At 48.9% G+C, this 26,717-nt stretch carries 18 protein-coding genes; 4 read left to right on the plus strand and 14 right to left on the minus strand.

The features are described from left to right. Positions 1-3: 3 nt before the first annotated feature. From DC20_RS02235 to DC20_RS02245, 3 genes are all read left to right on the plus strand, one after another. Positions 4-366 (plus strand): response regulator transcription factor, encoded by a 363-nt coding sequence (locus DC20_RS02235; protein WP_062542336.1) that lies wholly within the window; start codon positions 4-6, stop codon positions 364-366. 60 nt (positions 367-426) lie between these two features. After that, the gene (locus tag DC20_RS02240) at positions 427-1,464 is read left to right on the plus strand and encodes a HEAT repeat domain-containing protein (protein ID WP_157593018.1); all 1,038 of its coding nucleotides are present in this window, start codon (positions 427-429) and stop codon (positions 1,462-1,464) included. Positions 1,465-1,648: 184 nt separating this feature from the next. Beyond that, positions 1,649-2,953 (plus strand): glycosyltransferase family 2 protein, encoded by a 1,305-nt coding sequence (locus tag DC20_RS02245; protein WP_245652291.1) that lies wholly within the window; start codon positions 1,649-1,651, stop codon positions 2,951-2,953. Between the two features lie 135 nt (positions 2,954-3,088). Here DC20_RS02245 and DC20_RS02250 read toward each other — a convergent pair whose 3' ends face one another. The 14 genes from DC20_RS02250 to DC20_RS02315 form a co-directional block, all read right to left on the minus strand. Then, positions 3,089-4,384, minus strand: coding sequence for a YaiO family outer membrane beta-barrel protein (locus DC20_RS02250; RefSeq protein WP_071885359.1), 1,296 nt, complete (start codon positions 4,382-4,384; stop codon positions 3,089-3,091). A gap of 354 nt (positions 4,385-4,738) precedes the next feature. Then, positions 4,739-5,518: an L-fucose dehydrogenase gene (locus DC20_RS02255; RefSeq protein WP_062542340.1), complete on the minus strand. Its 780-nt coding sequence runs from the start codon at positions 5,516-5,518 to the stop codon at positions 4,739-4,741. A gap of 33 nt (positions 5,519-5,551) precedes the next feature. Next, positions 5,552-6,379: an amidohydrolase family protein gene (locus DC20_RS02260; RefSeq protein ID WP_062542341.1), complete on the minus strand. Its 828-nt coding sequence runs from the start codon at positions 6,377-6,379 to the stop codon at positions 5,552-5,554. Further along, the gene (locus DC20_RS02265) at positions 6,372-7,223 is read right to left on the minus strand and encodes a fumarylacetoacetate hydrolase family protein (RefSeq protein WP_062542342.1); all 852 of its coding nucleotides are present in this window, start codon (positions 7,221-7,223) and stop codon (positions 6,372-6,374) included. The genes DC20_RS02260 and DC20_RS02265 overlap by 8 nt, the downstream gene beginning before the upstream one ends. Before the next feature lie 62 nt (positions 7,224-7,285). Continuing rightward, positions 7,286-8,050, minus strand: a complete 765-nt coding sequence (locus tag DC20_RS02270; RefSeq protein WP_062542343.1) for an SDR family NAD(P)-dependent oxidoreductase — start codon at positions 8,048-8,050, stop codon at positions 7,286-7,288. A 98-nt stretch (positions 8,051-8,148) separates the two neighbouring features. Continuing rightward, positions 8,149-10,569, minus strand: a complete 2,421-nt coding sequence (locus DC20_RS02275; protein ID WP_062542344.1) for a TonB-dependent receptor — start codon at positions 10,567-10,569, stop codon at positions 8,149-8,151. 237 nt (positions 10,570-10,806) lie between these two features. Next, complete coding sequence (locus tag DC20_RS02280) at positions 10,807-12,093, minus strand: MFS transporter (protein ID WP_062542345.1); 1,287 nt, start codon at positions 12,091-12,093, stop codon at positions 10,807-10,809. Positions 12,094-12,233: 140 nt separating this feature from the next. Continuing rightward, on the minus strand, positions 12,234-13,289 hold the full coding sequence (locus DC20_RS02285; protein ID WP_062542346.1) for a sugar phosphate isomerase/epimerase family protein: 1,056 nt from the start codon (positions 13,287-13,289) through the stop codon (positions 12,234-12,236). A gap of 8 nt (positions 13,290-13,297) precedes the next feature. Further along, on the minus strand, positions 13,298-14,458 hold the full coding sequence (locus DC20_RS02290; RefSeq protein WP_062542347.1) for a Gfo/Idh/MocA family protein: 1,161 nt from the start codon (positions 14,456-14,458) through the stop codon (positions 13,298-13,300). 101 nt (positions 14,459-14,559) lie between these two features. Beyond that, positions 14,560-15,849 (minus strand): L-fucose:H+ symporter permease, encoded by a 1,290-nt coding sequence (gene fucP, locus DC20_RS02295; RefSeq protein ID WP_062542348.1) that lies wholly within the window; start codon positions 15,847-15,849, stop codon positions 14,560-14,562. 293 nt (positions 15,850-16,142) lie between these two features. Continuing rightward, on the minus strand, positions 16,143-19,613 hold the full coding sequence (locus tag DC20_RS02300; RefSeq protein ID WP_071885360.1) for a ThuA domain-containing protein: 3,471 nt from the start codon (positions 19,611-19,613) through the stop codon (positions 16,143-16,145). Between the two features lie 224 nt (positions 19,614-19,837). Further along, complete coding sequence (locus DC20_RS02305) at positions 19,838-20,626, minus strand: 3-keto-disaccharide hydrolase (protein WP_245652292.1); 789 nt, start codon at positions 20,624-20,626, stop codon at positions 19,838-19,840. Between the two features lie 52 nt (positions 20,627-20,678). Continuing rightward, the gene (locus tag DC20_RS02310; RefSeq protein WP_157593019.1) at positions 20,679-22,694 is read right to left on the minus strand and encodes a c-type cytochrome; all 2,016 of its coding nucleotides are present in this window, start codon (positions 22,692-22,694) and stop codon (positions 20,679-20,681) included. An 18-nt stretch (positions 22,695-22,712) separates the two neighbouring features. Then, positions 22,713-24,557: a 3-keto-disaccharide hydrolase gene (locus DC20_RS02315; RefSeq protein ID WP_062542350.1), complete on the minus strand. Its 1,845-nt coding sequence runs from the start codon at positions 24,555-24,557 to the stop codon at positions 22,713-22,715. Positions 24,558-25,442: 885 nt separating this feature from the next. Between DC20_RS02315 and DC20_RS02320 the strand changes: the two genes are divergently transcribed. After that, positions 25,443-26,567, plus strand: a complete 1,125-nt coding sequence (locus tag DC20_RS02320) for a trans-sulfuration enzyme family protein (protein ID WP_062542351.1) — start codon at positions 25,443-25,445, stop codon at positions 26,565-26,567. Positions 26,568-26,717 lie beyond the last annotated feature (150 nt).

Genomic DNA, 26,717 nt, shown 5'->3' on the forward strand with positions numbered 1-26,717 from the left:
CATATGAAAATATTGATTGCCGAAGATGAACCTATTACGCTTGCTACCATGCAGTTTCGGCTTAAAAAAGACGGGCATGAAGTCATTACTGCTAATAATGGTCAGGAGGCGCTTGACCTTTTAAAATCGCATACCCCTCATCTGGTAATTACAGATATCATGATGCCTTTTGCCTCAGGCTTAGAGGTGTTAACCTTTGTAAAGAATCAGGCCACCCCTGTGCCAGTAATTGTATTATCTGCCATGGGCCAGGAAAATGTAGTGGTAGAGGCCTTCACCTTAGGGGCAGATGATTACATCACTAAGCCTTTCAGCCCGAATGAGCTTGCCCTAAGGGTAAGACGCTTTGCGCTTAAAGCGTTTTAAAAGCAAACAGCTTTTAAAGAACAACTGGAATAGACGTTCTACAAGTAACAGCCAAATTTGGTGCACTCCTACCCCACTACTTATTTATTCTTACAAGCCCAGGCAAATGTGAACCCTAAGTTCTTCTACATAGCCATCGCTTTCACTACTGCACTTATTTTAGTGCTGGTGATGGCTTTGCTGGTGATGTTGCTTTTGAAGAATGAAGCGAACTTAAAACACCAGCAGCTTCAATCCCAGTTTAAAGATTGGCTTGTAGGCATTATCCTGGAAGAAACAGACGAGCACCATCAAAGCTTTGACGTTCCGGAGAACATAAGGCAGCTGTTAAAGAAGCGCTTTGCCAAAAGGGTTCTGCTACAAGAGTTGAAAGGGTTGAAGTATAGTCTAAGTGGCCAACCCGGACAGAACTTGGAAAAAGTTTACCGTCAATTAGATCTTCAGCTACTTTCTTCCAAAAATTTGCGCAGCAAAAAATGGCATTTGAAAGCCAGAGGAATTCAGGAAGTAGCTGCCATGAACCATACTGAGTTGATTGAAGATATTACGCTCTTAACCAACAACAAGAACCCAGGGATACGAATGGAGGCCCAAATTGCTTTGGTGTTACTGCAACAATACAAAGGGCTTCATTTCTTTGAAAATCTTGTGTACCCTTTAACAGAGTGGCATCAGATAAAACTGCTCCAACTCCTTGCCAACCAACCCATACCTTCAGAAGAAGTGATTACCAAATGGTTATTGTCTTCTAATGCCAGCGTTGTTCAGTTTACCTTAAAGTTGATTGGGGAACAACACGCCAGCCATTTCCAAAACGAGGTAATTTCTTGTCTGAGCCATAAAAGCGAAATCGTAAGAAAGCAGGCTATCATATGCTTAGGAGAAATACCTTCGGCTCCCGCAGCTTCCGCCCTTAAGTTTCTGTATGCCCATGAAACAGACAAAGAGCTACAAATGACCATTCTGGCGGAGCTCATCAAAACAGGCACCGCTACGGATGTTCCCTTCCTGCTGGAACTGCAGCAGACACAGGATGCAGACATCAAGTTAGCAATAGATAAAGCATTGTCTTACCTCCAAGAACAAGTGGTATCCTAAGCAGTATTGCCTAGTTCATTTTAAAGGCTCTGAGTACCCTATGGATCATTTATCTAATTTTTTTAGTTACGGCTTGCTTGCATATGCCTTGATTATGCTTTGCTGCTACCTTTTCTTAGGGACGCTGGCCATTTTAGAGGCAATTTCCTATTTGCGTAAGAGTAAGTTAACGGATTACAACCTTTTGGCCTCCTCTCCTTATGCACCTTCTGTAAGTATCCTGGCACCCGCCTACAATGAAGGAGCTAATATCATAGAAAACGTTAGGTCTCTGCTGAACATCTATTATAATCACCTGGAGTTAATTGTTATTAATGATGGCAGCAAGGATAACTCCATGGAGAAACTCATCTCTGCCTATCAATTAGAACCCGTTCAAATCACGTACAACCAGCGTCTGTCTACCAAAAAAGTAAAGGCCATCTACAAAAGCACCAATCCTGTTTATAGCAAGCTTTTGGTAATTGACAAGGAAAACGGCGGAAAAGCGGATGCCCTTAATACCGGAATAAATTTGGCCAGCAACCAATACTTGGTATGCATTGACGTAGACTGTATCCTGGAACAGGATGCTCTCTTAAAGCTGGTAAAACCTTTCATGGATACTTCTGACCAAAAGGTCATCGCTACTGGCGGCGTTGTCCGGATTGCAAACTCCTGCTTGTTTGAGAATGGCAAATTGGTGGAAGTAAACCTACCTAAACAATTTCTCCCACGGGTTCAGGCGCTGGAATACATACGCGCCTTCCTGCTGGGCAGAATGGCCTGGAGCCGCTTAAATGGACTACTTCTGATTTCAGGCGCCTTTGGAGCTTTTGACCGGAAAATAGCCATTGAGGCGGGAGGCTACGACCATTCCACCGTAGGGGAAGACATGGAACTGGTAGTAAGAATGCGACGGTACATGGCTGACCGGAAAATCCCTTACAAAGTAACCTTCATTCCTGATCCGCTGTGTTGGACCGAAGCGCCAGCCTCCTACAAGATATTAGGTCGGCAGCGTAATCGTTGGATGCGGGGCACTATTGAAACCCTGAAAATGCACCGGGCTCTGTTTTTCAACCCAAAGTATGGTTTGCTAGGGCTTATGAGCTATCCTTACTGGTTCTTCTTTGAATTTCTGGCTCCTGTCGTTGAGTTTATAGGACTTGTGATTTTCGTAATCTTAGCTCTTAATGGAATGATTAACTGGCCTTTTTTCTTGGCCATGACGGCTTTCATCCTCCTCTTTGGGTGGCTATTCTCCATTTTTGCTATTCTAATGGAAGTAGCCACATTCAACCAGTATAAAAAGAAGGGAGAAGTAGCCAACCTTATACTTACCGCGCTTATAGAACCATTCTTCTTCCACCCGTTTGTAGTTTGGTCCTCCATAAGAGGCATTGTTGACTTCCTAAGAAAGAGGAATAGTTGGGGCGAGATGACACGCCAAGGATTCAGTGCTCCAATAACAAAACTAGCTACACCAATAGAAGCAGATAAATTATAAACCTTTTTAACCTTATTCTAAAATAAACAAGCCCTCTGCTTACTTAAAGCAGAGGGCTTGTTTATAAGCTGATTTTTAGAAGATGCTTGAGAAGCACACAGCCTTTCTTACAGGCTTCCTTTAAGGAAATAACTCTTAGAACCTAAGTTGATACCCGACTGACCCATTCCATTGGCTTCCTTTTGTTTCAGGCATATATTCCCCTTTCTCATAAGTAGCCGCAAGTGAGAAAATGTGCCGCTGGTTCCAAGCATAACGGTAACCTGCCCCCATACGGTAAGTTTCTAGCCGGTAGGAGCTATTCAACCGATTGGCTTGCATGCGGTCGTCAGGGGAAACGCCTCTCCCTAAGGAAATAGAAATATAATCCTCAGCCCCTTTCAGGTAATATCGGGTAGTAAAGGAGTAGGATTGGGTAATAGCATTGCTTCCCGGAGACACATACGTTCTGGCGTTGAACCACAAGTTATGTAAGTATTTCCCAATGGAAGCCGTGTATATAAAAGTACTACTACCAAAATTCAGATAGCGAATGCCCCCCTCCGCTTCCCAAGCTTTAGGCAAGTTGGCATAGAGAGAGAAACCAGCCCTACTTTTTGGAAAAACTGGCAAATCAGGAGATCCCCCCACATTCACATAGGCATAGAAGGTCTTAGAGATACGCGGATAAGCTTCTGCTTCCACTTGCACCCCATTGTTGCCATATCTTTGCGAATAACTTACGCGGCCTGTAAAGGTGCCATGCTTTGTTTGCCGGCTATAATCTAGAGTTGCTAGGTGCCAGGGACTGGAAAACTGCCTATCAAAATAGGTGTAATCATATGACATACCAAGCTTATTCACAAAACTGAACTCTCTTAACTGTCCAACCAAAGAACGCAACTGGTCACTGCCGGAATTAACCTGAAGCAGACTATCGGCAAGGACGTATGCTTCCTTACTCCTTGAGAGGGCCGCCAGACTTCTAACTTTTCTGACACTCAATTCATTGGATTTAGAATTGTATTTTAATCCTTGTGAACTATAGGCTAGGGCTTGGGAGTAGTTTTTCTCAAAGAAACTGACATCGGCTAAGGCAAGGGTGGCATCTTCATACTCCGGCTTCTTTTGCAAAGCAGCTTTTAACACCACTAAAGATGAATCTGTTTGCTTATTCCAGTAATACAACCGTCCTAGAAAGATGCTGATGTCTATATACTCAGGGCTCTGCTTTAGGGCTTGCCTGCACAGATGAATGGCGGCTGGGTAGTCTTTTTGCTCGAAAGCAACCTTACGGGCCTGTTCAAAATACTTGTCTGGAGACAAAGATTGGGCTGGGCTTTTTGGCAGCAAAATAAAAAAAAGTGCAAAACTCAAAAAGACGAAACGAAGTGCTTTTGACATGATGTCAGATTCAGCACTAACAGGAATGGAATAAGAAGAAACAGACATTTACACAAAGGAAGTTACCATTCTTCGAAGGTAAATACTTTTTCAAAGCTTTCAATTATACAATTACTTGAATATAGATCATTACTAATTATATAAGCCTATTATCCTATAATCAAATAAAATCAGAACATCTAGCAAGCGTTATACTCCAATTATTACACTCCTACATGCTAGAATTTGACCCAACTTATTACTTCAAGTCCCTTCTCTAGAAATTTATTTGAAATGTCTGCTGCCTAAAGTCTTACCTTAATACTTTAAATTAGAAATACTTACTTCTATACAACTCATTGTATAACCCAATACACTATGAATTCCCAGAAAATTAGTTGATAGCCCTTCCCAATTGAATTGTTATAGGGATCGGTCTAAATGCACATACCCACCATCTACGTGGATAATTTGTCCTGTGATGTGGCTGGATTTTTCAGACAACAGAAAAACCACCATGTTGGCAATCTCTTCTGGCGTAGTCATGCGGTTCCCGAGTGGGATTCTGGAGGTGATTTCCTGAAGCTTCTCCTCTGGGTTAGGCAGGGTCTGAATCCAACTTTCATATTGGGGCGTCCAGCTTTCGGCCACCGCGATGGCGTTTACCCGGATGCCGTACTTAAGCAGTTCCACAGCCCATTCGCGGGTAAGGGCATTCCGACCCCCGTTAGAAGCGGCGTAGGCCGAGGTGTTCCCCTGCCCTGTTTCGGCCACCTTGGAGGTAATGTTCACAATAGCGCCTTTTGACTTGATAAGCTCCGGCAGGGCGTGGTGCGCCAGCAGGTAATAATGGATGAGGTTGCGGTGCAGTGAGGCAAGAAACCCTTCGTAACTGCCGTTCTCCAATCCAACACCATCGTTCTGCCCCGCGTTGTTCACCAAGCCATCTATCCGGCCAAATTCTCTTTTCACTGCTTCAATGGCCTGCTGGCATTCTTCTGGGTTACTGAGTTCAGCAACTACTGCAAATGCTTTTCCTCCTCCCTGCGTTACCTCGTTTACCGCCTCCTCGTTGTCTTCCTTGCTCCTCCCAATGATGACTGGGATGGCTTTTTCCTGCGCCAACACCTTGACAATCGCTTTGCCAATTCCCTTCGCCCCACCTGACACTAAGATGATTTTTCCTTCTAACTGTAAGTCCATATCTGTCTTTGAATGCGCCAGCTTGGGTGGCGTTTAGGAGTTAATTGTGTAAAAACGGCTAGCATTCTCCCCGAAGATCAGCGCCTGCTCGGCTTGGCTGAAACTAGAGAAATACTCTTGTATGATACCCAGCACTTCCTCGTAAATTCCGGCAACCAGGCAGACCGGCCAGTCAGAGCCGTACATGAGCCGCCGCACCCCGTAGGTTTCCACCACGGTGTCCAAGTAGAAAGCGAAATCATTTTGCTTCCAGGACTTCCAATCGGCTTCTGTGACTAGGCCGGAGAGTTTGCAGAACACATTCTGGTGCTCTGCAAAAGCTTTCATGTTCCTGCCCCACTCCGCCGTGTCACCTTGTTTAATGGCTGGTTTGGCCAAATGGTCTATTACGAAGGGTTGGTCTGGAAAGGCCGCCACAAACTCTTTGGTGTAAGCTAACTGATCCTGATAAATCAAGATGTCATAGGTGTAGCCGTACTTCTGTAGCTTCTGGAAACCTCGCTTAAACTCCGGCCGAAGCATCAGCGCCCGGTCCTGGGCACTCTGCAGAATGTACCGGAAGCCTTTCATCTTTTCAAATTGTTGGTAATGGGCCAGCTTCTCTTCCACCTGCTCGTCCAAAAAATCTACCCAGCCCACTACCACTTTCACGAAATTATGTCGCGCGGCAATCTCTAGCAGGAAGTCATTGTCTTCGTTTGCCTGCACTAAAACGCACCCTTCAAACCCGTTGCGCTCCAAAACGGGCTGCAGGTCCTGGGGCAGGAAATCCCGCCGGATGGCGGACATCTCCTCCGTGATCCAGCTGTCCCGCACGGGGTCAAAGGTCCAGAAGTGCTGGTGGGCGTCTATTTTAGGCATAGGCCTGCACCGACTGCTTAGAAGTGCCTAACCCGTCAATGCCTAGTTCTACTACATCACCGGGTTTCAGGTACACGGGTGGGTTCATGCCTAAGCCCACGCCAGCCGGAGTGCCCGTGGAGATTAGATCTCCTGGCAACAGGGTCATGAACTGGCTCAGGTAAGAAACCAGCACCGGAATGTTGAAAATGAGGTTGGAAGTGGAGCCGTTTTGCATGGTCTCACCGTTCACGGTAAGCCACAGGCGCAGGTTGTTTATGTCGCCTAGTTCGTCTGGCGTGGCCAGGAACGGACCAACCGGCGCGAAGGTGTCGTTGCTTTTGCCTTTCACCCATTGGCCGCCTCGCTCCAACTGGAAAGCACGCTCGCTGTAGTCGTTGTGCAGGACATAGCCGGCCACGTAATCCAGCGCCTCCTCTTCAGACACGTAGCTCGCTTTCTTGCCAATCACCACGCCCAGTTCCACTTCCCAATCCAGCTTCTCAGCACCTCTTGGGATTATCACGTCATCGTTCGGACCGCAAAGGGCAGTAGTGGCTTTAAAGAAAATAATGGGTTCTTTGGGAGTGGCAGCACCCGTTTCTTTGGCATGATCGGCGTAGTTCAGGCCAATGCAGACAATCTTGGAGGGACGCGCAATGGCCGATCCCACCCGAACGCCTTCCGGCACCTGGGTCAGCGTTCCTTCATTCTCCCGCACATAGTTCTCCAACCGTGTCAACCCGTTGTTTTGAAAAAATGCCTCGTTGTAATCTTCGCCAAAGGCAGATACATCATATTGAACATCGTTCAGGATCACGCCTGGTTTTTCCTGTCCGGGCGCACCAAATCTGAATAACTTCATAAAACTGTAATCGGGTTAAAAATGATTTTAGGGGTATTTTTCTAAAAGGAGATAAAAACTGATTAACTGTTCAGCTTGATGAAGCCGCCGTCCAAGGGGTAATCGCAGCCGGTAATGAAGCCGGCCTCGTCTGAGCACAGGAACAAGACCAAAGCGGCTACTTCCTCAGGCCTGGCCATGCGGCCGATGGGCTGGGTTTTGGATAGCTTCTGGAACATTTCTTCTTCCTGCCCTGGGTAATTTTTGGCGATGAAGCCATCTACGAACGGTGTGTGGACCCGGGCAGGTGAAACGCTGTTGCACCGAATGTTGAATGGCAGGTAATCTTTGGCCACAGACAAGGTCATGGCGTACATGGCTCCCTTGCTCATAGAATAGGCGAACCGGTCGGTCAACCCTACGTGTGCCGCAATGGAAGCCATGTTCAGGATGACCCCGCTTTGTTGTGCCTTCATAGAAGCCACCGCGGCTTGCAGGCAGTTGTAAGCGCCTTTCACATTCACCTGATAAATCCGGTCCAGATCTTCTGCTGAGGTATTTTCCAGGTTGCCTACGTGCGCGATGCCGGCGTTATTCACCAGAATGTCTACCTTACCAATCGCCTGGAAAACGGCCTTTACCTGCTCCTGCTGGCTTACATCACAGGCGTGACTCTGGGCGGTGCCCCCGTTTGCGGCAATCTGGGAAACGGTTTCCTGAGCGGTTTCAGGATGCAATTCTAAAATATGCACCTGAGCCCCTTGCTGGGCAAAAACCAGAGAAATGGCTCTGCCTATGCCGCTTCCACCTCCGGTGATGACCGCTGTCTTACCCGTTAATTTGAACATGTGGTTTTTATTTTGCTGACGCTTGGGTTTAAAATTTTCCTTTCGGGCCAAATCAGTCAAAACAGGCCCGAAAGGAAAATAAAGAGGATCGTGATTCTTTAGAAGTTTGCCCGCAGTGAAACGCCGTAGGTTGCCGGGTTACCCAGACGAGCTGCCCCGAAGTTGTAGGCGTAGTCAATGTATTTATCGTCGGTGAGGTTTCTGCCCCAGAAGAAAACCTCGTAGCGTTTGGCTTGCACACCCACTCTGGCATTAAGGGTGCTGAAGCCTTCCTGCGTTAACTGGTTTGCCACGTCAAAATATTGTTTGCCTAAGTATCGCCATTCGCCTCTGAGCACCAAACGCAGGTTCTGAGCTTTTCCCAAGCCGTAGCCGTATTGCAGGGCCAGCATAGACGTAATATCTGGGGTGAAGATCTGCTTGTTTCCGTTTAGGTTTACTTCTTCTCCGTCAGACGAGGTAATGAGGCTGGTGTACTCGGCATCGGTGTAGCCAAAGCTATAGCTGGTTTCTAGGCCTTTTACTGGGGTGGCATTCAGCTCCAGTTCAACGCCTTTGCTTTCCAATTTTCCCACGTTTCGGGTAATCACGATGGCTTCAGGCAGCACCAAGGTAGGCACCTGGGCATCGGTCACCTGGGTGTAGAACGCTGAAACATTTGCCGTCACCCGGTTCTGCAGGAATGCCGTTTTCAGGCCGATTTCATAATTATTGCTGTACTCAGGGTCATAGGCGAACAGCGGCGGCTGCGACGGGTCTGAGGAAAGCTGGGTGATCCCTCCTGTCCGGAAGCCCCGGCTGTAAGAACCGTACACGTGGTAATCGTCTGAAAGGTGGTACGCCAGGCTTGCCTTGGGCGAGAAAGCCTTGAAACTAGCTGTGGAGGAAGTATCTGGCACCACTACCATGGCCTCATCGCCATCGGGCTGGAACTCTCCCCTGATGGCTTGTCTGCGGTGCTCATAGTCATACCGCAGACCGGCGGTCAGTTCCAGTTTGGGAGTCAATTGGTAGGTTCCCTGCCCGAAGAAAGCTGTTCCATAGCTTTGCCCTTCGTTGATGTTGATGCTGGTGAAATTAGGGAAGGGAGCGCCCACCATCTCGGCATCTTCCCCGAAGTGCGTTCCCTGTTTCACGGGGTTATCATGGAAGAACCCGTACGCTCCGGCTACCCAGTTGAAGGCAGAAGTGGTAGAGGCCGGAGAAGAAAACCGAAATTCCTGGGTGAGCACCCGTACTTTGTTCCATTCGCCGTCTAAAAATTTCACTTTTAGGTTAAAGAACTCTAAAGATTCCCGCTTATCACCATACTTATTCACCACCGTCACGCCACCAATGGGTGAGAAATCTCCGTCTATAGGTTGGTCATAAATGCGGGAGTTGGATTGATATGCCGATTGGGAGGTGAAGTTAAAGGCGTCTCCGGTGTGGTTTACGATAAACGACCCGTTGAACGTGTTGTCAATCATTTTCCCAGTGGCGTTTTGGCTTAACTCATACGGATTCGCGAAGGCTTCCTCTATGCTGTACACCAGCGGGAAGGCACCCCTATTTCTGTTGGCGCTGTGCTTAGCGTTCAGCGTCAGGTTCCATTTGGGGTTGATGAGGTACTTGAGGTAGTAATTGCCCGCAAACACGTTCTGTTCGTCAAACTTCGTGTTGTTGAAGGTGTTGGTGTAGAACCCGTCCTGCTTTCTGAACAGGCCTGAAGCTCCCAAGAACAATTTATCCTTAATCAAGGGAGTTCTCACACCTAGGCTGTACCGCTGCTGTCCGTAGTTTCCAAACTCAAGGGCTGCAAAACCGCTGGTAGTATTAGTAGGCTGTCTGGTGATGATGTTGATGACCCCACCCATGGCATTGCGGCCGTACAAGGTGCCCTGCGGCCCCCGGAGGACTTCAATGCGCTCCACATCCAGCAACTCGGGCAGGTAGGTGTCTAAGGTGAATTGATTTACCCCATCCACGTACGTGGCCACCGCCGGATCATAGGAGGTAGTGGCAATGCCCCGGATGGAAGTTACATTCCGGTTGTCACCTGGATCAGTAGAGTATAAATTTGGGATGATGGCGGTGATGTCACGGGTGTTCCAGAGACGGTACTCCTGCACCTGGCGGCTAGACAAGGCCGTGATACTAATCGGAACGCGTTGCAGGTTCTCTTCAATCTTCTGGGCACTGACCACCACTTCGTCTAAGCGCGCCGTGGCTTCAGTTAATACAAAAACCAGTTCAGAGCCACTGCTTTGCTGTTGAATGGTTTGGGTAAAGGTGGCATACCCCAAAGCACTCACTTGCACGGTATAGTTGCCCGCCGGCACATTGGGGATCATGAACTGGCCCTGCTCGTCAGACATGGCATTTAGGTTGGTATTTAACACTATGATGCTGGCACCCACAATGGGGGTGGTATTTCTATCCTGCACCATTCCGCGCAAAGCGCCTGCGTTCTGACTATACCCGAAGGAACAACTGAAAAAGATGAAAAAAACTACTGAGTAAACTACTTTGAATTTCATAATAAACTTTGCTCTAGAACACTTCCAGAAAGTAAGTAAAAAGAAAGCAGCTTGACCAGGAAAAACCTGATGAAGCTGCCTGCCATTTGTCTTTGTTTTTGTTTTACGCCTGTTTTCTGCAAAACAGGCGTAAAAAGTTTACGTGTTATTTCTCAATTTCCCTAACGTTTGTGCCTTTTCAGGTAGATAAAATGAGTTGGTCTCTAACGTATGAGGAATTGCTAATTATAAATAAGATTACGCAGCTGCATAACGAGAGTCGTTGATCCCCTTGTTTTTTCTGGACCGCATGTACAGAAACAGTCCGCCAAAAGCAAACGCCAGAATAATAGGAATCACCAACGTGGCTTGCAGTACCTCCGGACCCGCCAGGTTCTTGGCGTTGTTCAGGACAGTGGCCATTTCTGTGTCTGGGGCGGCAGTTACGTAATCTGCCATGTTAGCTCCGGCCGGTAGACGTTCAGTTACAATTCTGTCATAGAAGCTGCCCATGAATACGGTGTAGATTGACACGGCGAACATACCGGCCCCGCCCATCAGGTTTAAGCCTAAGGCACCAGACTTAGGGATGTTTTCGGCCACAAAGCCAATCATGGTTGGCCAGAAATACGTCACACCCAAGCCAAATACGATGGCGGCCAAAAAGATGGAGTTACCGGTAAGCGTGCTTAACAGGTAAATACCCACGGCGGCTAACACGGCAGAAATAAACAACACCCCAGAAGGGCTCAGCTTATGCACTACTGGTTTCGCCAAACCACGTCCAATCACCATCACGCCGGTAGTAAGCGTTAAAATCAGCAAGGCATTGTCGGTTACGTTTCTCAAAAGAACGTCAATCCACTGCCCGGTAAACAGCTCTGTGATGGCCGTCCCGAACATGCAGATGAACATGAAGATGAACAGCGGCGACAAAACAGCCTTGTACATGTCAGCGGTGGAGTAACCAGAAGCAACGCGCTCGGTTACCGGGAAATCTAGTTTAGAGAACAGGTAGCCGTAAATCAGCGTTGGAAGCAACATCATGCCCACCTGTACCTGCCAGCCAATCTCCAGCCTGGTGAAGAAAAACACCAGCAAAGTACCTATCACAATACCACCCGGGAACCATAAGTGAAAGTAGTTAAGGCGGGTCGTTTTGTTTTCTGGATAGAGTGTAGCTACCAAAGGATTACAGGCAGCTTCTACTGTACCGTTGGCAATACCAATGAGCAAGGTAGAAAGAAACAGGGTCCAGTACCCTTGCGCGAAGATCGTCAACAGAATACCTAACAGGTGAAAGATGAAAGCTGCCACCAACAAACGCTTCATCCCAATGGCATCTACCACAAAGCCTCCTACCACAATGGCCAAGGGGAAACCCCAGAACGCAGTAGCGGTAATAGTAGCCAACTCAGAGGCACTTAATTGAAACTCAACGCCCAATTGATTCAGGATTCCGGCCCTAATCCCGAAGGAAAGGGAAGTAACCAGTAGGGCAAAACAACTCGCCCAGAAGAGCTTTGATCGTTGGATATTTTGCATAAAACAGAAGTTTGTTAGAAGGTTTGCTTGTTTGTAAAAGTGAGCAATAGATGCGGTTTATTTTTCTTAGATCAATATAAACTAGGCCACTTACGGAAAGCAGTTTTAATTGAAAACGCTTTCCGTAAGTGGCCTGAAATTTAGGACAAGCCCAGAATTTGCTTGTTCAAGGCTTCATTCACGCCGGTAGACGCGAAATCATCAAAAGCTTTCTCGGTAACCCGGATGATGTTGTCCTTGATGAAAATGGCTCCTTCACGGGCACCATCTTCGGGGTGCTTTATGGCGCACTCCCACTCCATCACGGCCCAGCCCTTAAAGTCGTAAGCGGCTAGTTTGCTGAATATGCCTTTAAAATCCACCTGTCCATCACCTAAAGAACGGAAGCGTCCAGCACGGTCAATCCAGCTTTGGTAGCCACCGTACACGCCCTGCTTTCCTGTTGGGTTGAACTCGGCATCTTTCACATGGAACATTTTGATGCGCTCATGGTAATGGTCAATGTAGGTCAGGTAATCCAGGCACTGTAACACGAAGTGGGATGGGTCATACAGCAGGCAGGCGCGTGGGTGATTGTTCACTTTCTCCAAGAACATCTCATAGGAAATACCGTCGTGCAGGTCTTCGCCCGGGTGAATCTCATAGCACAGGTCTACCCCGTGCTCGTCGTAGATATCCAGAATAGGTGTCCAGCGTTTCGCCAACTCGGTGAAACCGGCTTCTACTAAACCAGCCGGACGTTGCGGCCAAGGGTATACGGTATGCCAAAGCAAAGCACCGCTGAAAGAGGCACTCGCATTTAAACCTAAGTTGCGCGAAGCTTGTGCAGCATAGGTCAATTGCTGCACGGCCCACTCGGTTCTGGCTTTGGGGTTGTTGCGGTAGGCTTCGGGCGCGAATCCGTCAAACAACTGGTCGTAGGCCGGATTCACGGCTACCAATTGCCCCTGTAAGTGCGTGGACAACTCAGTGATTTTCAATCCGTGGCTTTCTACCATGCCCTTGATTTCATCGGCGTAGGTTTTGCTTTCGGCGGCTTTCTGTAAATCAAAGTAGCTTGTGGCCCATGTAGGTATCTGCACGCCTTCAAAGCCCAGGCTTTTGGCCCATTTACAGATAGATTCTAAATCATTGAACGGGGGGTTGTCTCCCAGAAACTGCGCCAGGAAAATAGCGGGTCCTTGTATAGTAGTCATCGTCTATGCTAGAGGTTAAATTCTATCCATTTATTTTCTGATTGGCCGGAGGCAATCACTTGCTCAATGAAGGCCATGCCTCGCACGCCTTCCAGAATCCCCGGGTAATCCAGCGCCTCGGGCTGCGGCTCTTCGCCGTTGAGGCGGGCTTTCACGCACAGTGCGAAATTGCGGTACAGGTTGGCAAATGCTTCCAAGTAGCCTTCGGGGTGACCACCGGGGGTGCGGGTGTTATGCTGGGCGTAAGAACCCACGTGTCCACCGCCAGTGCGGTAAATCTCAGCAGGTCTGTCCAGCCATTTCACCAGCAGCGTATTGGCGATGTCCTGCTGCCAGTCCAAGCCGCCTTTCTCGCCGTACACGCGTATTCTGACGTTGTTTTCCTCGCCGGCCGCAATCTGCGTGGCGAATAGCACGCCACTGGCGCCATTGTTGAATTTGAGCAGCGCCGCTCCGTCATCATCTAACAGACGGCCTTCCACCACCACGTTAATATCAGCACAAATTTGAGTTACTTCCAAGCCAGAAACGTACTCCGCCAGGTTGAAAGCGTGCGTGCCTATGTCGCCCATGGCTCCCGCGATGCCGCTTTGTTTGGGATCGGTGCGCCAGGCAGCTTGTTTGTTGTCTCCACCTTCCTCAAAGGTGCTCAACCAGCCTTGTGGGTACTCCACGTACACTTTTCTGATTTTGCCCAGTTTCCCCGAAGCCACCAGTTGCCGGGCTTCTTTCACCATGGGGTAACCGGTATAAGTATGCGTGAGGCAGAAAAGGTTGCCGGTTCTTTCCACCACTTCTCTGAGCTGCAACGCCTCCTCCAGAGAGAATGTCATGGGCTTGTCCAAGATGACGTGGAAGCCACTTTCCAACGCCAGTTTGGTAGGCTCAAAGTGCACGTGGTTAGGCGTTACAATGCTGATAACCTGAACGCGCTGGTCTTCTGGAAGCTGTTGTTCTTTTTCGTAAAGCTCCTGATATGATCCATATACTCGCTCAGGGGAGATGCCCAACAGTAGGCCGCTGGCTTTTGATTTTTCTGGATTGCTGCTGAAGGCGCCGCAAACAAGCTCGTATTCCCCATCTATTCGGGCCGCGATGCGGTGAACAGCGCCAATAAATGCGCCTTGTCCCCCACCTATCATGCCCAGTCTGAGTCTCTGGTTATTCATTCGTTTTATTTGTTAGGTTACAGATTGATCGCTTCTAATATATACTTCCTTCCTGTTTAAGACCTACTTTCTAAAAAATAGACCTAAAATCAGCACCATGGTTACCCACGGGAACCGGTGGCTGTTTTGTAGAATTTATACCCGAACAAGAAAATCACCACATAGCAGATAATGGGCAAATAGTAGGCAGTAGCCACGTCATGATCGGCCACCATGCCCATTAGTGGCGGGAATACAGCTCCGCCTACCACGCCCATGATGATGAAGGAAGAAGCCTGCTGCGTTTTAGAACCCATCTCTTTCAAGCCCAAGCTGAAGATGGTGGGGAACATGATACTGAAGAAGAAGTTGATCAGCAGCAAGGCCACAAACGAGGCCGTTCCCCAACTCTGCGCCACAATCACACACATTACCATAGAGGCCAATGCATACGCCGCCAGTAATTTATTTGGAGCGATGTAGCGCATGAGGAAAGCACCGGAGAAACGGCCCACCATCATCAAGACCATGCTCAAAGAGAAATAATAGGAAGCCATTTCAGCGGGAAGTCCCATTTTCTCCTTTCCGTAGGTGATGAAGAATGCCCACGTGCCGCCTTGGGCCGCCACGTTGAAGAACTGTGCAATACAGGCCCATACAAAGTGCCGATGCTGAAACAGGCTTTTGGGTTTGTTTTCTGAAATCAGGCCATTTCCGGCCTGAGCAGCGTCAGAAGGACTTTCATGCGGGTCTACCAAAGCCGGCACTTTCACAAACGCGAAAGCAATGGCCAACAGCAGAATAACAGAGCCAATGATGGTGTACAGCACCTCCACAGAATCTAACTCTCCCGGGGTGCCCGTGCGCAACAGGAAGTAACCGCCAATCACCGGCCCGATCACAGCGCCCAAGCCGTTGAAGGCCTGCGCGAAATTCAGGCGTTGGTCACTGGTGCGCTGGTCGCCTAAGGCCGCAATAAACGGGTGGGCTACCGCCTCCAAGGTGGCTAGTCCGCAGCCTAGAATGAAAAGCGCCAGGCGGAAGAAGTCAAAGGATTCGGCGGCTGCCGCCGGAACAAATAGGAACGCCCCGATGGAATAAAGACACAGCCCCAGCAACACGCCCATTTTGTACCCGAACCGTTTCATGAACAGCCCCGCTGGAATGCCCATCAGGAAATACGCCCCAAAAATGGAAAACTGCACCAATCCAGATTGCGCCTTAGAGACCTTGAGCACCTCCTGGAAGTGGGTGTTCAGCACGTCGCCCATGGTAATGGCAATGCCCCAGAGCATAAACAGGGAAGTCACAAAGACAAATGTGACCAGGTACTTCTTCTCGGTGAAAGCAGGTTTGCTTTCCTCCTGATACCCGGCATTGGTCACATTTTTAGTTGCAGTTACTTCTGTCATGGGCGGTACCTTTGGTTAGACGTTGTTTGAATATAGGGTTTATTTTGAAGGGATAAAATAACTCCTAAAAGCCTCTGCTAAATCATGCTGGTTTAAGCGGTATTTTAGAAAAACAACCTCTAAATGAAATGGCCACTTTGTGTCACTAGCTTAGATCAATTAGTAGTTAAACTCATTTAACCTTCACCCTTTGTCATCCTGAACGGATCTAGTGAACGAACCAGAACTGCCCTGAGAACTTGGTAGTATTGTTCGTTCACTAGATCCGTTCAGGATGACAAAGAAGTGGTAAACTATTGTTTATTCACCTTACTGAGGACCACAGAAGAGCCTGCACTTCTGCCCTCAGGGGTGAAGGTGACCGTTTTCAAAAGCGGCCTATTGTTTCCGCCACCCTTTATTTCCTTAAAGATGATGTACACATCTGTGGCGCGCAGATTGAGAGGAACTTGAATTGGAATACTAGTGCTCACGATCTGTCCTTTGTTACCGAAGGCCATACGTCCGCTTCCTATTCTCTGACCATTTACCTGCCCAATTCTAACTTCCACGGCATACGTGCCCAGGTACCCACTGTTCACTGCGGCTAGGTCAATAGAACCAATGTCTGTTAAATCCAGAGTTTCTTTGATCCAGCCTTCATTTGCAGGAAACACCAGGAATTTGCTTCCTGAGGAGTCTCTACTGGTAAAACCCTTTACCTGCTTGAATTCAGATACATCTACCCGGTTACTTCTTAGTTGAACGGCGTTAGAACCCATCAACGGTTTCAAGCCCGTGCCACCCTCATGGGTGTAAGTAGCGGTGACTTTCAGGACGGTGTTTTCTTTCTTCTGCTCGGCTACCCTTGGCACAATCTCTCCCCTGGCCGGAAGCGAGGGCTTGGTGTTAGTGGGGCTGGCTAGAGAAAGGATCCAGGAAACGATCTGCCGGGCATCTGCCTCTGACATGTCTGGGTGGGCTGGCATGGCATTCTCGCCCCACACACCGCCGCCGCCTTTGATGATCTTGTTCGTAAGATGCGACGTGGCCTTGGGGTTCTTGAGGTACCGTTTAGAAACGTCTACGTAGGCCGGCCCTATGGATTTCTCGTCTATTTTATGGCAGCCTTTGCAATCTGAGTTTTCCATAAGCGTTCTGCCCACCAAGGTGGCGGAGGCAACCTGGTGCCCCATGGAGGCGCCCGCTAAGTCTTTTCCTTCTATGTATTCAGCAGACACGAAAAGGTTCTCTGGTTTCACCTGGCCGCCTGGAGTGGCTACATGCACCTGGTACCTGATAGGTGTTCCCTCAAAATAGAAGCTTTGGTTGCCCGGCAAAGCCACCACCACGTTGGGCTGCTCATTACCAGCGTACACGGTTACGGACCTGTTTCCGGAGGTTGCCTTTTCTGAATCAATGACTTCTACCTGTATGTCATAATCTCCTGCCCTGGTGAAGGTATGTTCCAGTTGCGGGGTATCCGTTAGCTTCTTAAGCCCGTTGATTGTCCAGAGGTATTTCAGGTTATCTTTCTCCGGATCTGCCACTTCTACGGTAGCATTTACCGTGAAAGGAAGCAAACCGCTTTGACGGTCTACGGTTAGGTTCGTGATTTTAGGAGGACGGTTCCCGGAAAGGTAATCTACTCTGGAAAGGGCGGCATCTGGGTTTCCGGTGAACCATCCTTTTCCGTATTCCAGAATGTAAAGCTTCCCGTCTGGCCCAACCTCCATGTCCATGATGGCGGCAAATTTTTCATTCTCCATGAAGGGTTCCATCTTATCAAAGTCACCATTTTCTTTCATGGATACTACTTTGATCCAGTCCCTGATCCAGTCATAGATAAAGAGCTTGCCATGGTAGTACTCCGCATACCGGGTTTTTTCAGGCAACAAATCTGTGTAATATACCGGACCCGCCATGGCGTTACGTCCGCCCGTGCCTACCTGCGGAAAGTCTGGCGAAGCATCATAGGGGTACCAGATAAACGCCGGTTGGGCCGCTGGCAGATTTACAATACCGGTGTTATTAGGTGAATCATTGACGGGTTTCGCAGGATTGAAAGTTTCACCGGAAGTACCATTAGCATAGTTATACCTGTGGTAGGCGTAGTTGTTCGCCACGAACAGCGGCCAACCAAAATTACCGGCTTTACGAGCCTGGTTTACTTCATCATATCCTTTGGGTCCTCTGGTGGCTAAGCTATCGGTTTTTGCATCTGGTCCTACTTCGCCCCAATACAGGAACCCATTTTTAGGATCCACAGAGATCCGGTACGGGTTGCGGTGGCCCATGGTATAGATTTCAGGTCTGGTTTTCGTCTGGTTTCTGGGGAACAGATTGCCCTTGGGTATTTCATAGGAGCCATCTTCTTTTACCTTGATCCTGATTACTTTTCCACGCAAATCATTGGTATTGCCAGAGGTTCTTCTGGCATCATACTTCTCATGGCCCGGACGATCATCTAAAGGTGCGTACCCTTGGTTTGTATAGGTTTGTCCTTTTTCATCAAAGGGCGTGCTGTTGTCTCCGGTAGAAAGGTACAGCAGGTTGTCTGGGCCAAAGGCAATAGAGCCGCCCGTGTGGCAGCAGATCTGGCGCTGGGAATACAGTTGCAGAATAATCTTCTCAGAGGCCATGTCCAGTTTGTTGTTCCTGAAGACAAAGCGGGAAAGCCTGTTCACGGAAGTATCTGCGGGGCTATAATAGAGATAAATAAAATTGTTTTTCTTGAAGTCAGGGTCTTTGGCTAGTCCCATCAGTCCTTCTTCTGCATTTTCACTGGAGCTGGAGGTATGGTACACATCCAGAAAGCCTGCCTGCTGCAAAGAGCCATTGCCCTGGTTGTATAACATGAGCTCGCCCCGGCGCTGGGCTACCAATACATCCAGGTTAGGCAGGATGGTCATTTCAGTGGGCTCGGTAAACTTGCCTTTCGTCAGCACGGTTTTCACAAACCGGTCCTCCTCCGGTACTCTTAGAGCGGTTACTTTTTCAAAGTCTAGCTCTTTGTTATCGCCCATGGCGTATTGGAGACCACCCAGCAAATGCTGCAGGAAAAGAGGGTCTTTGTAAGATTCTTCAGTATGGCCCAAAGCGGTGTAGAAAGAGCGCCCGCCCTCAAAATCATGGTACCAGGCAACTGGGTGGTTGGCGCCGTTGGTGCCTCCTTTGTAGCTTTTTTCATCTAAGGTCAGCAATACTTTTACATCCTTGCTGAGGTTTTTGAAGTTGTACCACTCATCTTTTCTTTTCCATTCTTTAGGCAAATGGGCGGTAGCATCGTTCTCTTCCTGGGTGACGCGCACTACAGCCTGCTGTTGTTCAGGGTGTCCGTTAAAATAAGCACCTACCAATCTGCCGTACCAGCCCCAGTCATATTCTGTATCTGTGGCGGCATGAACGCCCATAAAGCCTCCGCCAGCCTGTATGTATCTCTGAAAATCCGCTTCCTGATAATGGTTCAGGACATCACCGGTAGTACTCAGAAATACCACAGCGGCGTACTTCTTTAGAGAATCTTCCTGAAAATAAGCGGCGTTGGTAGTTGTATCTACTGCAAACCCATTCTTCTTGCCTAACTCCACAAAGGCGGTATTACCATCTGCAATAGCAGTATGATGGTACCCGCTGGTTTTACTAAACACTAATATTCTGGGGTCTCCGTCCCGTTTTCCGCAGGAAGCAAAAAGGAACAGGGCAGCAAAGAGAAGCATGACTGAAACACGCAACTCTTTCCGGCCTGATTTTCCAGAATCAGGCGTAAAGGGGATGTGTGACATAAGTGCATGCTGCCCGGCTGAATGGACCTGAGCTGAAGTTAATTTTCCTAAAGTCAAAAGTGACTTGAAGTATGCCATTGTAGAAGGAAAAAGTAAAACGAAATTAGTTAAAAAACAGGTAAGATAGTCCTCCATTGACTTGCTCTTGATTTTCTGTTTAGAGGCTCTTTTGCTAAAAATCTGCTCTAGACAGAAGGTCAGGTTTATATCAATTCACCAGCTACTTACAGTTCTCTGATCCAGATATTGCGGTAACTCACGGGGTTGCCGTGGTCTTGCAGGCTGATGGAAGCTTTGCCGTGCGCCTTGTATTCAGGCAAACCGATGTACTCGGTTGGGCCTTTCAGTTCCACGTTGTTCTGCACCAATACGCCGTTGTGAATAACCGTAACCCGGGCTGGAGTAAAGAGCGAGCCATCTTCCTTGAAACGGGGAGCGGTGTAAATGATATCGTACACGTTCCACTCGGTGGGTTTGTTCATGGCGTTTACCAACGGACGGTGCTGTTTGTAAATGCTGCCGGCTTGTCCGTTAGAATACGTGCGGTTGTTATAGGAATCCAGTACCTGTACCTCGTAGCGGTCTTGCAGGAAGATGCCGCTGTTGCCGCGGCCCTGGCTGGTGCCTTTCACTTCATCAGGGGCGCTCCATTCCACGTGCAGCTGAAAATCCCCGAATTCCTTTTTAGTGGAGATATCGCCTTTGCCTACGGTGAACGCTCCGTTTTTCACTTCCCATTTGGCATCTCCGCCGCCATCCTTCGCTTTCCAGGCAGTAAGGTCTTTCCCGTTGAACAAGACTATCGCATCAGAAGGCGCAGCATTGTTCACCCCGGGAGTTACTTTGCGCGGCTCCGGCTCCCAGAACTCCGTCATCTCAGGGACCATCTTAGGTGGTTTGGGAACCTCCTGGGTTTGGGCGTTTGCCTGAGAACCTACAAACAAACCAATAGCAATAAGGGTGAAAGAAAACGTAGAAGTAAACGAAGGGGACATATGTATGACTGATTTCATTTTTAAAGCATTTTCTAGAGACGGAGGCGAAAACGCCCCGGCGTGTGGGAGGCTATCTTAAGGTATTGATCCAGGCGGCAATCTTGAGCGCCTCACCTTTCGGAACCTGCGGCATAGGCGGCATGGGTGTGGCGTACGTAGGCCAGTTCTCTGGTTTAGGGTTATGGATGAGCTCTACAATTCGCTGGTTGGTGTACTTCCGCTTCGCTATTTCCCGGAAACCTGGGCCCACCTGTTTCTTTTCAGTGGTGTGGCAGGCAAGGCAGGTGTTCTTGGCCAGCAACGGTTTCACGTCATTGAACGTCAGGGCTACGGGAGCCGGAGCGGCTTTAGGCGTGGGCTTGGTAGCAGTAGCGTCTGTTGCTCCTGCTTTTTTTGCAGGGGTTTTGGTAGTTGCCTTTCCAGAGCCACTTGTTTTAGCCGTCGATGCCTTTAACGCTACGTCTTTAGACTTTGTGACTGCGGCTGAGTTTTTGGTGCTTACTTCTTTTATCGCCAGCTTATCACCTTCGGGAATAGCGTTCAAGGTGTAGTAAGCGGCCGGGTGCACCAGGGTATAATAATTTTCCTTCGCCCGCACGCCATCTAACTTGAGCAGGTGAATGTACCCTTCCCGCAGATTGTCCACGATCAGGCGGGCTTTCATGCCATCTTCAGACAGCTTCACTCCTTTAATAGCCAGTTGCTTTGCGTTCACAGGCGGACTACCGTACACAGGATGGTACTTATAGATGTAGCTCTCCACGGAATAGGAAGCCAGGTCTTCAGCCGATTTCCGGTCTACCGGGGTAGTAAACTCCACCTCAAAGCCGTCAGGCTTAGCACTTACGGTTCTCATTTCAAACGGAACTTTGTTGTTCCAGATCAAGCGCTGCAAGCCTTCCATGGCCTCACCGGCGGCACCCCACCCGCGGGCAGTTTCCCCCACAAACAGGGAATTGTCCTTAGCCCAGGCCATGCGCAGCACGCCCGATTGGAAACCACTCCGGAAGTCTAAGGCCACGCCCTGGAACTCGCCTTTGACTTTCTCCAGCACTACCCGCATAATTTTGCTTTGGCCCTGATCCCCCACCAGCAGCTGTCCTTCAAACGGCCCGAAGTGTCCCTGGGGAATTTGCAGGGGTTCAGAGTTGGAGATGCCCAGAATGCCGTGCGGCAGCCAGACGGCCGGCAGTTGCATGGCCGGGAACTGCTTTTTCATGTCAAACATGGTCACATAAGGCTCATTCACCTTGTTCTCTGGTTTCACGTGTCCGCCTTGTGCATCTTTCTCAAAACGCGGGTTTATTTTGGCATAGACCTGTTCCTGGTTCATTTTCACGGGGGAAGCAGGCTGGTTGGCCCAACGTAGACCACCCGGGTGCACGGTAAATGCACCTTTCTTCACGTGCCACACGCCGCCAGACCCAACCCAGTCGCCCTGGTTTTCGGTGTAGAACATTTCGCCGTCAACTATTCCAATACCCGCTGGGGAGCGCAAGCCGGTGGCCCAGGGCTCCATCTTGCCTTCTGGAGAGATGCGCAGCATCCAGCCGCGCCAAGGCACCAGACTGGTCGCGTGCCACCACGGGTCTGGGAAACCCAAGTTGGTGGTCACGAAGAAAGACCCGTCCTGCGCTATTTTAGGTCCGAAGCTGTATTCATGATAGTTCCCGGACAAGGGCCAGGCGTACACAGTTTCAAACAGATCTGCTTTGCCGTCATTGTTCGTGTCGGTGAGTTTAGTGAGTTCGCCGCGCTGGGCGCAGTACAGGGAACCGTCTTTGTAGGCCAGCCCCAATACCTCATGCAAGCCGGCGGCAAACTTCCGGAAGTGGGGTTTGGGGCTGGTGGGGTTCTCTACAATGAAAATGTCGCCGCGGCGGGTGGAGATGCCTAAATCGCCGTTGGGCAGGACCACCAGACCACCTACTTCCAGCAACGTGCCTTCGGGCGAGGGCAAACGCAAGATCTTGAAAAAGTCTTCTTCCATAGGCGACTCCTGCGCGGCTGCGGTTTGCGGCGAACCGGCAAAAAGAGCCCCAGCCATTAGGAAAGGCAGAAAGAACTTCTTTCGTAATTGTATCATCTATACTGTCTTAATCAATTAGTAAAGAATAGAATAGGCTACCTTGCCCTGCATGGGAATCACCAGCTCCTGACGGCCACCCACGCTGCGAACCATGGGTTTAGCCCCGCCGGTCTCGTCCAGGCGCACATAGTAGGCTTTGTCGTCTACCAGGTACATGCCCTTGCCTATCTCCTCAATTTTAGCTCCTTCTACCAAACGGGCCATTAAACCCGCCGCTGAGTTCTGCACACTCAGTTCGCGCCGCAGCCCTTTGCCATTTTCAATGATCCGGATGGCGTCCTGCACGTTAGCCCCGTAGATCTGGTACAGGAAAGTAGGCTCTGAATTCTGGTCTAGCTGGTAGCCCTTCGGGCGGAAGGAAGTGCCCGTGGTGTCAGAAATCCAGGCGGCCTGGTCTGAGGCAAGTCTGGCTACCATAGTGGTAGGTTTCCCGAAATAATGGATGGAACCAATAGCTTTAGAAGAACCATCGCCGCGCTCGTGCCACATGGGCGTGGCATCTAAAAAGCCACCGCGCCACAGTTGCACAATGGCCCCTTTGTCCAGGTCATAGGTATAATGCAGCTGCGTTGGACTGCCTACCGACACGGCGTGGGTTACCCGGTGGTTACCGGGCAGGTCAATGAAGCTTCTCAGCACCGGCCGCTCCTTTACATCCACTAAAATGGGATTAATCTCTTCAGACAGGATTTCTTCGGTAATCAGAAATTCACGTACGCCCGGCCCAGCTATTTTCAAGGCTAGAGCCGGTCTTCCCCAGTCCATGGTTTTGGAATAGAGTAGCTCAAACGGCACCTCGCCAGCGGGCAGCACCGCCGTTCCTCTGCCATTCCAGGTTTTCATGGGCAGAATCTCCTGCTTGTTTACCCTGATAAGACCTGCGCCGGCTGGAGTGTCCATGTTAAACGTGTATTCGCCGGGCTCCTTCACCACCAGGGTTCCGGTGTAGCGCAGCAGGAACTGCTTGGCATCATTGTTTAAGGTGGAAGTCAGGATATTGGACGGCCCCTGCGGACCTTCTGCCTCTGGGGGCAAGCTGTCATATTTGGGCTCTTTTTGGAATTTCCCCTTATAAATGTGGTAGGTTAATCCTTTAAGTTCAGGACGAGGCTTGCTGTACTGGCTCACTTTGATGTTGCGGAAAGCCACGGCACCGTGGTCTCCCTGAAATCGTAGCGGTCCAGTAGCTTTTTCGTCGTTGCTAATAGCGCCCCGGGTGGGCCCGAACAATTCCACTTCCTCCTGGATGGTGACGCCATTCAGTTCTACCAGCAGCAGTTTGGCGTTCTCTATTTTCTTGCCCGCAGCGTCAAAGCGGGGCGCCTGAAAAGAAATCTTCAAGTGTTGCCACAACCCTGGCGCTCTTCCCGCATTCTGGCGGGGCGCATATCCCTGGTAACCTTTCTGTCCTTCGGGGCGACTTTCATCCCAGCGCTCGTAGACACCGCCGTTGCTGGCTGCTGTGCGCTCTGTAGTTCCCCAGTTGTCTGCCAGTTGCAGCTCATAGCGCCCCTGCAGGTAAATACCGGAGTTTGACCCTTTGGCCATCATGTAATCCAACTCCAGGTCCAGGTCGCCGTGCTCAAAGTTGGTGAGGAGGTCTTGTCCCTTGATTTTCCTGGTGGGCTGGTTTACCAAGATTCCTCCTCCTGCGTTGGTGGTGAGTTTATTAGCCTCAGAGAGACTTGCGCCAACGTTGGCAGCTACAAACCAGCTTTTGCCTGGGTTCTGGAAGGAAGACAGATCAGTAAGCGGAAGTTGGTTGCTTTGGCTAAGAACAGGACTAGTGACAGCTAAACAGGCCAAAAAAGAACCGGCCAGGGCTCCCCATTTAAGACGTGATAATCGAGGTTTGGGCATTAGGTATACTAGTTTTACAAATTGCTGCATCCATCCCTTTGTAGCAAGTTAAGGAAGGATAGAGTATTCAGAAATAGCGCAAGGCATTCCTTTCCAATATTAACAAGATTAAACTAAATACCTAAATGTTACTCATAAATCTAAATCTTTAATTTAAAATAGAGCTGAAATTTACGTTTTCTGCAAGATTATGAACAAATGGTACACTTGTGGGACAAGCCCCTAGCCAGGTTAAGTAAGTAACCTCTGGGTGTCCTAGTGAAATAGAAAATCACTTCAGGTCGGGGAATTCCCGTACAAAGGTAAGCCTGAAGATGCTCCCAATAGTTCTCTATAGCGACTGGCAGTAAGCACCTAAATTAAAAGCAAGGCCTTTAGTGGATAACGAGCAGGTATCTTGGCGGGAAGGAGCAGATCACGTAAGTGGCGTTGGAGTTTTCATTCTTTTTAATAAGAATTGAAGGCCTAGTAAACCTAGATATTTTGCATTTACTGAACCGGTTCCATTCCGCTAGGTGGGGCACTATGTATGGAAGTAATAGCTTTCTTTTTCTTCTGCGCTTCTACCTCTTACTGATGAAGAAATCAAAAACTTCCACAAACTTATTCAATACACCATTTATAAAATGCAGTATATAGGATATAATGGAGGGGTCACCTTACGTATAGAGAAATAGAGTCACTCTCTCGTGCATTTCTGCTTTTTTATCTAAATTAAGAAAGGTCCAAGGGCACACCCGCTTCCTTCTTCTAAGAATAGCCGTAGAGATACTTCAGAATTGGGCGCAGATGTGAGTGAAGAGATGAAAGCAGTTTTTCACACCACTTTATAATTTGCTACCATTTCGCCTCTTCCTTATACTTAAAGACATTAGCCTTTCCCATATGTTTAGAAAAGACACCCATTGCGTTTACAACCCTCCTACCTATCAAGGGGTGAACACACCCATTTTCACCTCCACGGCAAACCGGTACCTGGGGCAAGACGAAATCCTTTACCCCAGGAATTACAACACAGAAAACCAGAAAGTAATAGTTGAAAAGCTATGCCGATTGGAGCACGCAGAGGCGGGTTTGATTTTCAGCTCTGGACAAGCCGCTACAACTACGGCTCTTTTCGCTTTCCTTAAGTCTGGCGACCATGTACTCTTCTCCAAGGAAATCTACGGCGGTACGGCAAAGTTGGCAGTAGATGAGTTCTCAAAGTATAATATTGCCTATGACTTTGTCTCTGCGGCTGACCTGAGCACCATTACATCTAAGATCAGGCCCAACACCAAAGTCATTTATGTAGAGACACCTTCTAACCCGCTGCTCTCCATTGTAGACTTAAAGGCCATCGCTGAGATAGCTAAGAAGAACAACATAGTGACCGTGGTGGACAGCACCTTTGCTTCTCCCATCAACCAAAACCCGCTGTTGTTAGGCTTTGATATTGTCATGCATAGCGGTACCAAATACCTGGGTGGGCACCATGACTTGTGTTTCGGAACCCTCCTCTCCTCTCAAAGCCTGATAGACACTATATATAAGAGTGCCGTGAACTTTGGGGGCAGCCTGAATGGCCTTGATTGTTACTTAATAGAAAGAAGCCTAAAAACGCTGGCGCTTAGGGTAGAAAAACAGAATGCCAACGCCCTACAACTTGCCTTAGCCCTGCAAGAACGCCCCGAGGTCTCCAAAGTATTTTACCCTGGGTTGCCGAACCATCCTAATCACGACATAGCTGCCAAACAGATGAAAGGTGGTTTTGGAGGGATGTTATCCTTTGAGTTAAGCGATGCGGCAAAGACCGATGATTTCCTGAACCGTCTGCAATTAATTATCCCAGCTCTGAGTCTGGGTGGGGTTGATTCCACCATCTGCCAGCCTGCTACTTCTTCCCATGTCAGTTTACCTGAAAGCGAGCGTCAGGAATTAGGGATTACCAATGGATTGCTGCGGTTGTCTGTAGGGATAGAAAATATGGAAGACCTGCTGCAGGATATTGACACCGCTTTGAAAGGGTAAAAAGCTAATCAGCATAGTGTCATTTTAGAACTAGTTTACCGAAAACACCCTAAAAACAAAGTCTCAGGCTTTTGAAGACCTGAGACTTTGTTTTTAAGTGAGTTATTCTCTAGATGGCGTCACATACCAACATGAACGTTCAAGTACCAA

It is taken from the genome of Rufibacter tibetensis, from assembly GCF_001310085.1.
Lineage (GTDB): Bacteria > Bacteroidota > Bacteroidia > Cytophagales > Hymenobacteraceae > Nibribacter > Nibribacter tibetensis.

Excerpts from the sequence above, each read along its gene's own strand:
- DC20_RS02235 (WP_062542336.1), top strand. The coding sequence starts at position 4 with ATGAAAATATTGATTGCCGAAGATGAACCTATTACGCTTGCTACCATG.
- DC20_RS02315 (WP_062542350.1), bottom strand. The coding sequence starts at position 24,557 with ATGCCCAAACCTCGATTATCACGTCTTAAATGGGGAGCCCTGGCCGGT.
- DC20_RS02285 (WP_062542346.1), bottom strand. The coding sequence starts at position 13,289 with ATGACTACTATACAAGGACCCGCTATTTTCCTGGCGCAGTTTCTGGGA.
- DC20_RS02265 (WP_062542342.1), bottom strand. The coding sequence starts at position 7,223 with ATGAAGTTATTCAGATTTGGTGCGCCCGGACAGGAAAAACCAGGCGTG.
- DC20_RS02310 (WP_157593019.1), bottom strand. The coding sequence starts at position 22,694 with ATGATACAATTACGAAAGAAGTTCTTTCTGCCTTTCCTAATGGCTGGG.
- DC20_RS02260 (WP_062542341.1), bottom strand. The coding sequence starts at position 6,379 with ATGCCTAAAATAGACGCCCACCAGCACTTCTGGACCTTTGACCCCGTG.
- DC20_RS02275 (WP_062542344.1), bottom strand. The coding sequence starts at position 10,569 with ATGAAATTCAAAGTAGTTTACTCAGTAGTTTTTTTCATCTTTTTCAGT.
- fucP (WP_062542348.1), bottom strand. The coding sequence starts at position 15,849 with ATGACAGAAGTAACTGCAACTAAAAATGTGACCAATGCCGGGTATCAG.
- DC20_RS02280 (WP_062542345.1), bottom strand. The coding sequence starts at position 12,093 with ATGCAAAATATCCAACGATCAAAGCTCTTCTGGGCGAGTTGTTTTGCC.
- DC20_RS02250 (WP_071885359.1), bottom strand. The coding sequence starts at position 4,384 with ATGTCTGTTTCTTCTTATTCCATTCCTGTTAGTGCTGAATCTGACATC.
- DC20_RS02255 (WP_062542340.1), bottom strand. The coding sequence starts at position 5,518 with ATGGACTTACAGTTAGAAGGAAAAATCATCTTAGTGTCAGGTGGGGCG.
- DC20_RS02320 (WP_062542351.1), top strand. The coding sequence starts at position 25,443 with ATGTTTAGAAAAGACACCCATTGCGTTTACAACCCTCCTACCTATCAA.
- DC20_RS02270 (WP_062542343.1), bottom strand. The coding sequence starts at position 8,050 with ATGTTCAAATTAACGGGTAAGACAGCGGTCATCACCGGAGGTGGAAGC.
- DC20_RS02300 (WP_071885360.1), bottom strand. The coding sequence starts at position 19,613 with ATGTCACACATCCCCTTTACGCCTGATTCTGGAAAATCAGGCCGGAAA.
- DC20_RS02305 (WP_245652292.1), bottom strand. The coding sequence starts at position 20,626 with ATGAAATCAGTCATACATATGTCCCCTTCGTTTACTTCTACGTTTTCT.
- DC20_RS02290 (WP_062542347.1), bottom strand. The coding sequence starts at position 14,458 with ATGAATAACCAGAGACTCAGACTGGGCATGATAGGTGGGGGACAAGGC.